Here is a 14,737-nt window from a genome sequence, read left to right as displayed (position 1 = left end):
GGCAAGGCAGGCAGCGGAGGGGAAGCGACAAGGAGGGAATGGCATGGCCCGACCGGCGGTGCTGACGGTCGCTGACACGATCGCGAGGAGCTTTCTGCGCGCGGTTGCGACGCGCGGAGACCGGCCTGCGATTCGCGAAAAGAAGTTCGGTATCTGGCAGCCGACGAGCTGGCGCGAGTGGCTCGCGATTTCCAAGGAGATCGCCTACGCGCTTCATGCGACCGGCTTCCGGCCCGGCGACGTCGCCTCCATCATCGCCAACGCCGTGCCGGAATGGGTCTATGCCGACATGGGCATCCTGTGCGCCGGCGGCGTCTCCTCCGGGATCTATCCGACCGACGCGTCGGCCCAGGTCGAATATCTCGTGAACGATTCCCGCACGAAGGTGATCTTCGCCGAGGACGAGGAGCAGCTCGACAAGATCCTCGCCTGCCGTGCGCGCTGCCCGAGCTTGCAGAAGATCATCGTGTTCGACATGGAGGGCCTCGGCGGCTTCGTCGACGACATGGTGATGTCGCTGGACGAGTTTCGCGCGCTCGGCCGCAATCACATGGTCGGCCGCGAGGCGCTGTGGCAGGAGATGACCGACAGCCGCAGCGCGGACGATCTTGTCATTCTCGTCTACACCTCCGGCACGACCGGCCCGCCCAAGGGGGCGATGCATTCCAACCGCAGCGTGACGCATCAGATGCGCCACGCCAACGAGTTCATTCCTTCTCGGGAGGATGAGGACCGGCTGATCTTCCTGCCGCTCTGCCACGTCGCCGAGCGGGTCGCCGGCTACTACATCTCGGTCGCGCTCGGCTCGGTGATGAATTTCGCGGAAAGCCCGGAGACCGTGCCGGACAATCTGCGCGAGGTGCAGCCAACCGTCTTCTTTGCGGTGCCGCGCATCTGGGAGAAGTTCTACTCCGCCATCACCATTGCGCTCAAGGACGCGACGCCGCTTCAGCAATGGGTCTATCGCCGCGCCATCGACGTTGGCCTCCGCATGACCGATTGCCGGCTCGAGGGAAAGGCGCCGCCGCTCCTGCTTCGGATTGCCAACCGCGTCGCCTATCGCCTGGTGTTCCGCAACATCCGCCGCATGATTGGACTGGATCGCTGCCACACCGCGTTCACCGGTGCGGCGCCGATCGCGCCGGACCTGATCCGCTGGTATCTCGCGCTCGGCATCGACATGCACGAGGTCTACGGCCAGACCGAGAATTGCGGGGTCGCGACCATGATGCCGGGCGAGCACATCAAGCTCGGCTCGGTCGGCAAGGCGGTGCCCTGGGGCGAGGTGTCGCTCTCGCCCGAGGGCGAGATCCTGATCCGGGGCGACTTCCTGTTCATGGGCTATCTGAACCAGCCGGAGAAGACGGCCGAGACGATCGATGCGCGCGGCTGGCTGCACACTGGCGACGTCGGCAGCATCGACAACGAAGGCTTCGTCAGGATCACCGACCGGATGAAGGACATCATCATCACCTCCGGCGGCAAAAACATCACGCCGTCGGAGATCGAGAACCAGCTCAAATTCTCACCCTACATCTCCGACGCCGTGGTGATCGGCGACAAGCGGCCATACCTCACCTGCCTCGTCATGATCGACCAGGAGAATGTCGAGAAATTCGCCCAGGACCACGACATCCCCTTCACCAATTATGCGAGCCTGTGTCGGGCGATGGAGATCCAGGATCTGATCTGGCGCGAGATCGAGCAGGTCAATGTGAACTTCGCCCGCGTCGAGGCCATCAAGAAGTTCTACCTGATCGAGCGTCAGCTCACCCCCGAGGATGAGGAGCTGACGCCCACCATGAAGCTGAAGCGCAGCTTCGTGAACAAGCGTTATGCCGCCGAGATCGACGCGATGTATCGCGAGCGCGCGGTGGCGTGAAGACGCGTGTCCCCGAAGGGGCATGCGCAGAAAAGAAGAAGGAGCGGTGGCCCCCGCCTTCGCGCAACACGGGCCTTAAGGGAGAGGAGACGTCAATGGCGAAATCGTTGAGAGCGTTCGGCCTTGCGGTAGGCGCGGTGGCGCTCACCTGTCTGCCGGCCGCGGCGCAAACCAAGGTCACCAATGAGGGCATCTCGGGATCCGAGATCGTCATCGGCACCCATCAGGATCTGTCGGGGCCGATCAAGGTCTGGGGCGTGCCGGTCTCCAACGGCATGAAGATGGCGGTCGAGGAGGTCAACGCGGCCGGCGGCATCAATGGCCGCAAGATCAAGATGATCCTCGAGGACAACGGCTATGATCCGAAGAAGGCGGTGCTCGCCACGCAGAAGATGGTCGAGCGCGACAAGATCTTCGCGATGATCGGGCCGATGGGCTCGCCGACCGTGTTGGCGGCGCAGGACACGCTGTTCGACGCCGGCGTGCTGCAGCTCTTCCCGCTGACGGCGGCCGAGTTCACCTTCAAGTTCGATCCGGCCAAGCCGCAGGAGCGGCTGAAGTTCAACAACCTCCTGCCTTACGTCGAGAGCACGCGCGCCGCGCTCAAATACATGATGGAGTGGAAGAACTTCAAGAAGCCCTGCATCATGCATCAGGACGACGAGTACGGGAAGAACGTGCTCGACGGCTTCAACCAGCAGCTCGCGGCCATGAAGGTGCAGCCGGCTTCGGTGACGAGCTACAAGCGCGGCGCATCCGATTTCAGCGCGCAGGTCGCCAAGATGAAGTCCGACGGCTGCGATCTCGTCGTGCTCGGCACCGTGATCCGCGAGACCATCGGCGCGATGACGGAAGCCAGGAAGCTCGGCTGGGACGTCACCTTCCTCGGCGCAACCCCGACCAACGTGCTGGAAGTGCCGACCCTCGGCAAGGAGGCCGTCGAAGGGCTCTATGCCGCGAGCGGCTTCGAGATCCCGTACGAGGACTCGGCCAAGGGCAAGGTCCACGACTGGCTCGTCAACTACAAGAAGATGTTCAACACCGATGCCAATACCCAGGCGATCATCGGCTACAACGCGGTGATGACCTTCGCCTTCTATGCGCAGAAGGCGGGCAAGGATCTCACGGGCCAGAAGATGCTGGACTCGCTGGAGTCGGGCGACAAATTCCTCGACATCTTCAGCTCGCCGCCGACCAAGTTCTCCAAGACCGACCACCTCGCCAACACCATCACCCAGGTGCAGCAGGTCAAGGGCGGCCGCTGGGTCCTGGTGAAGGACAATCTGATGTTCTGATGCGGTGTTGTTCACCCTCCCCTTGAGGGCAGGGCTATCGCATATGCCCTTGTGGCGCGCGCTCGGCCTTCATGGTTCGAGACGCGCTGCAAGGCGGCGTTCCTCACCATGAGGGTCGAAGATTTTGCCGCGCACCAAGACCTCATCCTGAGGAGCCCGCCAAGAGCGGGCGTCTCGAAGGATGGGCCGCAAGGAGGAGCCTGCCAAACTCCCTCTCATATGCGATAGCCCTGCCCTTGAGGAGGATGCCGGAGTTTACCGGTGCGAGTTCGTCTTCGCGGCATCGCCCCTAGGTGAACCGCCAAAATCTCAATACCCGCTTCCAGAGCGGCAGGGATGCGGGATCGTCTTGACGGCCCGGAGCGATTGAGGGCGTGCCGTCCACCTCGGTAAGCCGCTCGACCAGTCCTTGCAGTCGTGATGGTAACGGCGCGGCATCCTCCGCGAGGGCGCCGCGAAGTTGCCCGCCAATTTCGTCGCAAATCGCTCGGCGGTGCTCCGGCTCCAAACCGGGGAATGGATCATGGGCACGGGTTGGAGGAGGGTCCACCATGGCTGCCACCGTTAGCCCTGATGTGCACAAGCCTCCTTGCATGTGCACGGCCTTCCTGCCGCCGCCATGACAACGCGCATCGAACTTATCCCGATCCGGTGGAACCGAAATCTTTTGTCATAGGTGAATTTATCGTGGCTGCTCGTAGCCTCAAGGCGGCGTGCAGCTCGAGCCGGCTTAGCAACCTTGGCCGTGTGGAGGCGTTGCCCTGCATGACCGGCCAAGACTGAACCAGCCAAGACTGAACCAGCCAAGACTGAACCAGCCAAGACCGACTTTCTGTAGGCGCCGGTAGCTGAGAGAGCGATCGCGCTCCCACCTGCATTCCAGGGAGCAAGGCCATGCTGAGAAGACTTCGTTTCAAGAATACCACTTTGGAAGAACTGCTCGTGGAGGAGGCGCAGCGTCTGAGGGAAGAGGCTCAAGGCGTTCCGCCTGGCAGAGAGCGGCTTGTTCGCCAAGCTCGACGAGCCAAGACCGCTTCTCACCTGAGAGAATGGCTGGCCACGCCGGGCCTACAGCCGTAGTAAGAATTAGGCCGCCCCAAGTTGGCGGTCTTCTCATTCCCGTGGTCGTGGGCGAGCAATCTGCCCATCGCGAGCAGGACCAAAGCGCGACCGCCCCCGGCTTGGCGCTGACGCGGCTCTCTGAGGGCCCGTAGTTCTCCGATCGCCAACTGAGTTCCGTGATATCATGCCCTTGGTACCCGCGCGGGCTTGGGAGGCCAAGAACATGTCTACTTACCTGGGATCGCACACCCTCGATTTGGACGCGGAAATGGTCAGCCGCATCACGGCAGCGTACGGCCAGGCGCTCCATACACTTTGCGTGAAGGATCGCGACGACCCGCTTGCGGAGATGGTCGCGAAGAAGATCATCGAGATCGCCCAAAGCGGTGTCCATCACCCGGCCGAAATCGCGGCTTTGGCGATCAAGGAGCTCGAAATGCGGTAGTGGCGGGCAACGCCCGCATCCGCTACCCGCAAGTGTATCGCCATCGCGATCGTTTATGCCCCAAAGTACACTAGTCCCGAGTGAGGTCATGCTTTGAAATGACAACTCAACATCCCGGCAGGGGCCACCCGCGCGGGAGCGGAGACGATTGGCTGCATTGTCGCGCGTTGGCCTTAGGAGAGCGACTGGCTCGTGTCTCTGCAATTCCACCGTGCCGTCGAGCACATGGACGTATGGAGCGCGAGGAGCGACGGCTTTTCGTTTGCAATCAGCTTCGAAAGTCGGACCGGGACCGGCTTTCACGGAAGCCCCGGCTATGTCGCGTCTTGGCGACCCCTCTATGAGACCAGAGGCGCGATCAAGATCAGCGGATCACCATTCAAGACCTTTGGTGAGGCCGAGGAGGCCTGCAATCGGATGCTGGAGCATTTGCGCGCTGAATGAGACTTGGCAATGAGACTTGGCAATGAGACTTGGCAATGAAACTTGGCGGTGAGCCTCTTCGGACCCACCGCCAACAAGGGGAGAAGGAAGAGGAAACTCGCGGCTAAGACCCGCCTGTGGCGACGCCCGAGCTCACCGGCGCGAGTTCGTCTTCCCGGCATCGCCAGCCGTCGGCGGCTTTCACGAAGGCGAAGGTCCGCTGGATCCTCAAGCGGCGTGTCACGTTGAAGGCTTCTGCGGAGCGCTCTTTGTTGGCGGCGCCCGGCTGCGGCCGGCCGGATCTGGTGTCCCAGCAGGTGCCGGTACAGGTCGAGGCAATCTTGCTGCAGGCGGTGAAGGGGGCCAGCACGACCATTTCGATCTCGCCCATGACCTGCGCCTCCTGCTCGCTCACCTGGCTGTCGACCGCGTAGACGCGGTTGATCCGGATGAAATTGCCGCAGGCATTGGCCGCATGAATTCGCGCGGCGCAGAAGTCGACGGCATCGGTGTCGGGCAGCCGCGCCGCGACCTGCCGGCCGAACACCTTCTTCGGATCGCCCTTGGCGGCGGAGATCTCAGCGGTCTTGCGGTTCAGATACTCGGTGAGACAGTCTTCCGCAGGCGAAAGCTCCTGGAGCGGCACGTTCTCCTTGCCGACCAGATTGCATTTGCGGTCGCGCTCCCTGGTCCAGCGGCCATATTCGGCGAAGGCAAAGCGCGCCTCGGTCGGGTTCAGCTTGTTGATCAGGCCGAGGACTTGGCCGTTGAGCTCCGTTTCGGTGAGCGCCAGCGACGGATCGGCACAGATCAGCGCGCCCGCCGCCGTGTTGGCCGCGAGGCAATCGAAATCGGGATCGCGCAGGATGGCAGTGCGCTCCTCGGTCACCTTGAGGAGACAGGCCTTGACCCGGTCGACGTCCTCGTAGCGGACCGCGGCCTGGCCGATGATGCCGCAACCGAGACTGCGCTGCCGGATCCAGATCGCGTTCTCCTCGATCGCCGGCAGGCGATCAGGCAGGCGGGCCAGCCGCGCTTCGATCGCTCCGCTCAATTTTTCGGCGGCGGCGGCGAGCTCGGCGTCACCGCAGAACATTTGATTGGCGGGATCGCGATTCTGCGCGCAGTTGTTCTTGGCGAACAGCGGCAGCTTGTCGGTGATGGAGCGGTCGGAATTGCCGGATTGCGCGCAGGCCGGCGACGCCAGCAGCGCAAGCACAGTCAGCACGATGAGTCGCATTCCACTCGCCCCCGCATGGTCGGACCATGCTAGCGCCCCGGATCGCGCGGCGAAATGCCTTTGTGGCAGGGCGGCTGTCCGATAATCCTAGCCCGGATGGAGCGGGGATCCGCACGAGAAGCGAGAGAGACCCGGATTTCGCTTCGCTCCATCCGGGTTACAGTTCGCAGGATCAATGCGCCTCGGCGCTCAGGGCGACCAGCGACATCCGCGGGCTCTCCCGCACCGGCTCGTCGGCATATTTCAGCACGGCGGACTGGTAGAGCACGAACAGCGGCTGGTAGCTGCGGGCATTCTCGTCCTCGACCATCGCCATGCGGCGGTTGTCGAGCATCAGCCAGCGGCCGTCGAGCCGCGCGGCAGCAACCGCATGTCCTTCGCCCGAATGCGCATCGCGCACCACCACGATGCGGAGGTCTTCGGCCGCAACGCCGGCGAGCCGCAGCGCAGCCAGCTTGGCAATGGCATAGTCCTCGCAGTCGCCGGCGCCGCGCTGGAAGGTCGCAAGCGGCGAGCTCCAGACGTCTTCGGCGCCATCACTTGCGGCCCTGATGGCAAGGTTGATGGCGCGATTGGTCTCACCCAGTCGCGCGCGGCCCTCGCGGGCGCGGGCCTTGTCGACGATGGCGAGCAGCTTCAGGGCCGCGGGCGAGGCGCAGTTGTCGCGATCGCCGTCGCACAGTGCGAGCTGCACCATGTCGTCGTCGATCCTGTCTTTGAGCGCGAACCATTTCTGCCGGAGGTCGCCGGCGGAGAGCGCGAAGGCGAATACGCCGAACGGCTCGGTGGATTTGCGCACCAGCAGGGCGGATCCAGGCGACAGCAGCGTGCCGGCGCGAAGTTCGGCGGCCGATCCGAGCAGGATCAATCCGCAGACGACAAGGATTGCGCGCCAGGCGCGGCTGTAAGCGGCGGTCTCCATCTGACATCCCCTTCCGGCTACGTCAGATCCCCTCGACCCGTCCGCGCCGGCTTTGTTGCTTTCGCGCAGATGGTGCGAGGCGGGGCGTTCCGTTCAGCTTAACGCGCCGGGCGGGGGGCGCCAAAACCAATAAACAGACTGAAATCAGACTCGACGGTTTGCGTAAAATTTTACGAATCGGCGGCTAGGAGGGCGCGGCTGCCGCGAAATGGAACAAATTGCAGGTCCAGGCTGTGGAACAATTGATTCTGGGTTCTATGGCTAACGGCCCGCTATTTCACGGCTTCTGTTATCTACCTCACAGTTTTAGTTCCGTATTTGCCGCAGGATGGTGCAGGGAACCAGACATAAAAGACGACTGAAGTATTCGCTGGCGAGCATCTACGACGAAATACATTGGAATACGGGGCATGCGCTCGAACGAGCCGATATCTACCGGAAATATTCGAATGATTACTTTGCTTTCTCTGGGATCTGACGGTCCGAGACGGGTCGAGCGGCCTCGTCACGCGAAATCACACAAGCAATCAATGGTTTCGCTAAGGACTTGGTAATGCTATGCAAGCTTAGGCGGGGCCCGAGCGCCCGATACTTATTTAAATATTAACTCTTTTGCGGTGCCCCGTTGAATTACGCTGGCAAATTTGACGCCGCGCTCTCCTTGGATGGCCAGGGTTCCCCATTGGCCGCCTACGTCCATGTCGATTCCTTCACGGCGAAGGGCCATGGACACGTGCCGGATGGCGCCGTCGTTGTTCCCGATCCGAACCTGATCTTCCACGGTGAGTTCCGCCGCGCGGGCCTTGATCTCGTGCTCTCCAACGACGGTCATGAGTTCGTCGTTCACGATTACTTCAAGGGCGACAAGCGCGCGGCGATCGCCTCGCCGGACGGCGCGCATCTCACCGGCGACGTCGTCAGCGCGCTCACGGGGCACGTCCAGTATGCGCAGGCGGCGCCCGGCGCTGCCAGCGCAGAGGTCATCGGTCACGTCACCAAGCTCGCCGGCAGCGCGACCGCAGTCCGCAACGGCGTCTCGATCATCCTGAACAATGGCGACAACGTCGAGAAGGGCGACGTGGTCTCGACCGGCGCGGATTCGACGCTCGGCGTCACCTTCATCGACGGCACCGTGTTCGGCCTGTCCTCCAACGCGCGGATGGTGCTGAACGAGATGGTCTACGACCCCAACGGGTCGAGCAATTCCTCGCTGCTCAGCCTGGTCGCGGGCACCATCACCTTCGTCGCCGGCGAGACCGCCAAGCACGGCGACATGAAGATCGACACGCCGGTTGCCACCATGGGCATCCGCGGCACCGCGGTGCTGACCCAGATCAATTTCGTCGTTCCGCCGGGCGGCGGCGATCCGCAGCCGCAGGCGAGCTTCCAGGTGCTGGTCGAGCCGAACGGCACGACGGGCTCCTACATCCTGTTCGACAAGATCACGCTGTTGCCCATCGCGACCGTCAACCAGGCCGGTCAGATGATCCAGATCAGCGGTGGCAACGTCTCGGTCAGCAATGCGCTGTTGTCGCCGGATGTGCAGAAGCTGATCACGGACGTGTTCACGCTGAAGTTCACCGACAACAACACCAACACCAAGCAGACCACGAACTTCACCGACACGATCACGCAGACCAGCGACGGACTCGTGATCAAGACGGCCTCCGGCTACGTCGCGATCCCGATCTTCGTCAATCTCAACCAGCAGGGTGCGACTCCGCAGGCGCCGAGCGATCACACGACGTCGAACAACCGCATCCCCGGTGCGCCCCAGTCGCGGAGCCTCGACCTCAACGACAATCCGGCGACGGCGTTCGCCGTCACCGAGCGGACGGGCAAGACAGGCGACGCGACCGACGTCGACACGGTCAGCGGCAGGGTCACCTTCCTCGACTTCAACCTGGCCGACCAGCCGACGGTGAAGGTGGATCTCGCCCAAGCGCCCAACTTCGTCTACCAGAACGCCGGCCATCAGGACGTCACTGCCACGCTCACGGCCCTCCAGAAGCAGGACATCGCGGCAACCCAGATCAATATCTCGGTCGTGCCCGATGCCAGCAACCACAACAACGGCTCGGCGGTCTGGACCTATAGCGTCCCCGACAAGCTCTTCGACTTCCTCGCGGCGGGCGAGACGCTGACGCTGACCTACATCGTTCGCGTCGACAACAATTTCGCCGCGAACAACGAAACGGCGTACATCCCGATCACCATCACGATCACCGGCACCAACGATAAGCCGGCGATCACCACCAGCGTGCCGACCATCACCTTCGACGGCGGCACCAGCGTGGAGGGCGGCTTGCTCACCAGCAAGGTGCCGACCTCGGGGACGCTGACCTTCACCGACGTCGATCTGACCGACACGCACACGGTCTCGGTATCGGACTTCAGCGCGGTCCTGCCCGGCGGCACGGTGCCCGACGCCATCTTCAAGTTCTTCAAGACTGCCATGTCGGTCTCGATTGCGGCCGGCCACGACAGCACCGGGACCGGCACGGGAGCGATCACCTGGGCTCTGGGCGAAATTCCCGTCTACCTCGCCGACTTCATCCCGAAGGACGCGGTGCTGACGCTGACCTACACGGTCAAGGTCACGGATTCGCAGGGCGTCAGCGCGGACCAGACCATCACGGTCACGATCACGGGCACTGACAGCCCGGCGGTGGTGTGGATCGCGACCGCGGAGAACGGCGCTCCACTCGGTGGCCTCTGGAGCGATGGAACCAACTGGGAGACCGGCGTTGCTCCGACGATCGACGACGACGTCATCGTCATCACCAACCAGCTGATCGGGCTGACGCCATCCTATCCGGTGACGATCGACGTGGCGGCGTTTGCGAAGTCGTTGACGATGAACGACTACGACATCACGCCTCTGCACAAGGTCCCGGAGGTCATCAACAAGAGCACGTTGACGATCGCCGGCGCGCTCAGCATGAGCGCCGATTCGAAGCTCACCAATTTCGCTGCGGGCATCATCCTGGTCGGCGGCAAGGCCGAGATCCTCGGCACCAGCGTGCTCGCCAATGCCGGCTATCTGACGCTCGCGGGCGGCGGCGATTTCGCCGGCGGGACGTCGATCACAAATTCCGGCACGATCGAGCTGTCCGGCACGTTGACGACGCTGACGACGCAGGCGGACATTCACAATGCCGGCGGCACGCTGAAGGTCGATGCCGGCGCGACGCTGATCGTCGACAACGCGACCATCGATGGCGGCACGGTGACGATCGCCGGAACGCTGGAATCGATCGGCACGAGCGCCATCACGAACAGCGACGTCACCAACACCGGCACGATCACCGTCACCAGCGGCACGCTGACGATCGATCCCGCGGTGCTTCACATCATTACCAACGACAGCCTGATCCAGGCGATCAATGGCGGCACGCTGAAGCTCTCGACCATGATCGTCAACAACGCCAGCACCGGCGTGATCACGGTCGACGGCATCTCGAAGCTCTATTTGTCGGACGTGACGATCAACGACGGCAATCTGAACAATTCCGGCCATCTCTACAGCGTCTCCGGCTCCAACAAGGTCACGGCCGCCGTCACCAACACCGGCACCATCGAAGTGCAGGGCGATACGCTGAATCTTGCCGGCGGCCTCAGCGGCATCGGCACGCTGATCATCGACAATGGTGCCAAGCTCGAGCTCGCGGGGGCGGACGCCCAGGCCATCACCTTTGCCGGCGGCGCCGGCACGCTGCAGCTCGACAAGGTCGCGGGCCAGAACTTTACCGGCACCATTGCCGGCCAGACCTCGGCCGACGGCGCGTTCACGATCACCGGCGCGGCCGACATCAAGACATCAAGTGGCGACGCGCTCGACTTCACCGGGTTGAAGGGCTCGCATGCCGGCATCGTGCTGACGCCGACCGGCGCGCTGAAGGGCAAGGCCAACGGCATTGTCGTCACCCAGGACGGCACCGGCGATATCTCGCTGACGGCGACCGGCGACATCACGGGTCTCGCCGGCCATGGCATCTGGCTGAGCGACAGTGCGAACGGCGCCGGCAGCATCACGGTGAAGAACCTCACCGGCAAGGCCACCGGGACGGGGGCGGGTTCGGAAGGCATCCTCGTCGAGAATCTCAACGCCGCCAACAGTGGCGACATCTCGATCACCCAGCTCGGCGGCGCTGCAGGCGGTGCCTACGGCATCGATGCAACCACGCAGGGTAACGGCAAGATCACCATCGAGGCCGGCGGCAATATCACGGGCGCCTCGATCTACGGCATTCGCGCGCGCAGCTATGGCAGCGGCAGCGAGACGATCACGACCGACGCCGGCAGTGTCGTTACCTCGGGAAGCTCCGGCATCGTTGCGGTCAATCGTGCAGCCTCGCTCGATGCGTCCGTCGGGAGCACGATCACCGTCAATGCCTACGGCACCATCCACTCCGGCGCCTCGCTCAACCAGAGCAACACTTCGCCGGCCGGGATTCAGGCCGGCTACACCGGTGCGAACACCGGTAGTGTCGCCAACACCAAAGTCGCCGGCTCAGTTGTCGTCAACAACCACGCCGACATCTCGGCCGCGGGTGGTTACGGCATTCATGCCTACAACTACGGCAATGGCGACGTTACGGTGAACGACGGTGCCGGCACGACGATCGTCGGCGCCGACGAGGGTATCCGCGCCCAGGCGCTGAGCGGCGGCACCGGCAACGTCAGCATCAGCCTCGGCATCAACACATCGGTGACGGGAACGTCGGGCTTTGGCATCTACGGCAGCAGCATCGATCAGGGCGACATCACGATCACGCTCGGGGCCGGTGCGACGGTCACGGGCGGTGACGATGCCATTCGCGCCAACGCGCTGGGCGGGGTTGCGGGCGACATCAGCATCACTCTCGGCAGCGACGTGTCGGTGACGAGCACGACCGGCTACGGCATCATCGCCTATAGTGAGGACCAGGGGAACATCAGCGTCGCCATGGCGAAGGGCGACAACATCGACACGAGCGGCTCGGGCAGCTCGGGCATCGTCGCGGTCAACTATGCGACGGCAATTGATAGCAGTCTGCACAGCAAGATTGATGTCGAGGCGCACGGTGCCATTCATTCCGGCTCGACCCTGAATAATGATCTCACCACGCCAGGTGCGATCATCGCGGGCTACAAGCCGGGCGGCAACGGGACTTTCAACGGCGCCGTCACCGGCGCCGTCACGGTCACCAGCGATGCCACGATCATCACGGATGCGGGCTACGGCATCGAGGCGTTCACCTGGGGCGCCGGTGCTGTGTCGGTTACGACAGGCCTGGATTCGTCGATCACCGCCGCGGGCACGGCGATCGCCGCTTTCGACCATGGCGGCGGCGACGTCAGCGTCACCAATGAAGGCGGCGCCACCGGCACTGTCGGCTTGGCCGCCCTTGCCACGGGCGCCGGCAACGTCACCATCACCAATGACGGCCATATCACCAGCACGAGCCTGGCCGGTATCAGCGTTACACAGAACGATGCGGGCGCCATCGGTTCGACGCATATCACCAACAGCGGCTCGATCTTGGCCCCGACCGGCCATGCGGCGATCTTCATCCAGGAGAATACGCACGGCGCCGCGGTGATCGACAATTCCGGCACCATCGGGCCGGCTGTCGGCTCGACCGTGACCGCCACGACCTACGCGATCGTCGAGACCGGCGGCGCCATCACGATCAACAACACCGGCCACATCAACGGCAACATTTCGGTTGCCTCCGCGACCTTCAACAATGAGGCGCACGGAGTCTGGACGGTGTCCGGAACGAGCGTCTTCGGCACACTGTCCTCGATCAGCAATGCCGGCGAGATCGATCTGCACAACGGTGCCTCGATCGCGGGCGCCGATGGAACGGCGTTCACCATCGGCAATTCCGGCGAGATCGAGAGCTGGGGCACGGCGTCGATCACCGGCACCATCATCAATACCGACTCGATCGAGGTTCACACCGGAACCCTGACGCTGTTCGGTTCGCTGTCGGGCTCCGGCTCGGTCAAGATCGATGCCGGCGCGACGCTCGATGTCCACGGTACGGTGTCGCAGACCGTCACCTTCGCCGGCGGCGGCGCCGAACTCCAGATCGATACGTCGGATTTCGGCGGTTCGATCGCGGGGTTTGCCGCGACCGACAAGATCGATCTGTCGACGATCGAATATGGGCTCGGCACCAGCGCGGCCTATGTCAGCAACGCCGCACACAACGGCGGCGTGCTCACCGTCACCGATGCCGATGGTCACAGCATCAGCCTGACCCTGGTCGGCGACTACAGCAATGCGCATTTCGCCGGCAGCACCGACGGCCATGGCGGCACGTTGATCACGTACAGTGCCGACGACGACCAGCCGACCTTTACCCCGTCGGAGACCTCGCAAAGCGCCGGCGTCGCGGAGCAGGCGAACCTCACGGGCTCGTCGACGTCGGATCAGTCGACCCCCGCGACCGGCACGATCCATTTCACCGACGTCGACCTGACCGACCGGCCGACGGCGACGATCAGCCACCAGGCCGTGACCGGGCTCGATGCCGACCACACGACCCAACTTACGCTGACGCCGGGTGAGGTCACCGCGCTGGAAAATGCGCTGACGATCCAGACGACCGGCAAGAACAATGGCGCCGTTGGCTGGAGCTATTCGATCACTGACAGCGCGCTGGACTTCCTCGGCGAGGGACAGACCGCGACGGTGGTCTCCACCATCACGCTCGACGACCATCAGGGCAAGACCGACACGGCGCAGGTCACCGTGACGATCGCCGGCAGCAACGACGCGCCGGTCATTGACACCGAGAACGTCAGCGTCACGCAAACCAGCGACGAGCGCGTGACCGTACACGGTCTGTCGGTCACCGATGTCGATGCAGTCGCCGATGAAACGTTCGCGATCACTGCCAGCACTGCCGTATCGGGCAGCAATGTCACCCCCTCGACAGGGTCCGGTTCGCTAGCCGGCATCAACTCGGCATTGCAGACCATTACCTACAGCGAGGGCACCGCTGAGCCTTCCACCGACACGGTTGCGCTCACCGTGACCGATGGTCACGGTGCGACCGATACGGTCAATCTGATATTCAATCTCGCTGAAAGCGCGAACGATCGGGTGAGCCTCAACAGTACGACCGGCAAGGATGTGCTGTTCGGAACCGGCTATGAGGACCGGTTCGTGTTCTCGGCCAATTCGAACCACGATACCATCGTGAACTTCACGTCGGGTCAAGATCAGATCGACCTGTCAGCGGTCGTGACGACGGACAATGCTTCCGCCTGGATGGCTCAGCACGTCACCGCATCTCCGGCAAACTCGGCAGATACCTTGATCACAATCGATGCAGCAGACACCATCGTCCTGAAGGGCGTCAGCGTCGGCAGTCTCCATGCAAGCGACTTCGTCGTCCACTGATCGTCACCTGGAAGTCGTCGGCGCATTCGATCGAGGCTGCCTTTGGACGTGAAAGCGTGATATTCGACA

General features: G+C 63.3%; 6 protein-coding genes. 4 read left to right on the top strand and 2 right to left on the bottom strand.

The window, feature by feature from the left end; all coding sequences use genetic code 11:
* Nucleotides 1–43: 43 nt before the first annotated feature.
* From K289_RS0100420 to K289_RS0100410, 3 genes are all read left to right on the top strand, one after another.
* Complete coding sequence (locus K289_RS0100420) at nt 44–1,882, top strand: long-chain fatty acid--CoA ligase (RefSeq protein ID WP_027549630.1); 1,839 nt, start codon at nt 44–46, stop codon at nt 1,880–1,882.
* 95 nt (nt 1,883–1,977) lie between these two features.
* A complete protein-coding gene (locus tag K289_RS0100415; RefSeq protein WP_027549629.1) occupies nt 1,978–3,177 on the top strand; it encodes an ABC transporter substrate-binding protein in 1,200 nt (399 codons plus the stop codon).
* Nucleotides 3,178–4,423: 1,246 nt separating this feature from the next.
* Nucleotides 4,424–4,684 (top strand): hypothetical protein, encoded by a 261-nt coding sequence (locus K289_RS0100410; protein WP_245283824.1) that lies wholly within the window; start codon nt 4,424–4,426, stop codon nt 4,682–4,684.
* Nucleotides 4,685–5,231: 547 nt separating this feature from the next.
* Here the strand turns inward: K289_RS0100410 and K289_RS0100400 are convergent.
* Nucleotides 5,232–6,347, bottom strand: coding sequence for a hypothetical protein (locus K289_RS0100400; protein ID WP_027549626.1), 1,116 nt, complete (start codon nt 6,345–6,347; stop codon nt 5,232–5,234).
* Between the two features lie 172 nt (nt 6,348–6,519).
* The gene (locus K289_RS0100395; protein WP_027549625.1) at nt 6,520–7,269 is read right to left on the bottom strand and encodes a transglutaminase-like cysteine peptidase; all 750 of its coding nucleotides are present in this window, start codon (nt 7,267–7,269) and stop codon (nt 6,520–6,522) included.
* 682 nt (nt 7,270–7,951) lie between these two features.
* Between K289_RS0100395 and K289_RS0100390 the strand changes: the two genes are divergently transcribed.
* Nucleotides 7,952–14,668: a FecR domain-containing protein gene (locus K289_RS0100390; RefSeq protein ID WP_245283823.1), complete on the top strand. Its 6,717-nt coding sequence runs from the start codon at nt 7,952–7,954 to the stop codon at nt 14,666–14,668.
* The last annotated feature ends 69 nt before the right edge of the window (nt 14,669–14,737 follow it).

Origin of the sequence: Bradyrhizobium sp. Cp5.3, assembly GCF_000426265.1 — a bacterium.
Classification (GTDB): domain Bacteria; phylum Pseudomonadota; class Alphaproteobacteria; order Rhizobiales; family Xanthobacteraceae; genus Bradyrhizobium; species Bradyrhizobium neotropicale.
The sequence above is the reverse complement of the archived record's forward strand: the minus strand, read 5'-3'. Positions and strand labels throughout refer to the sequence as shown.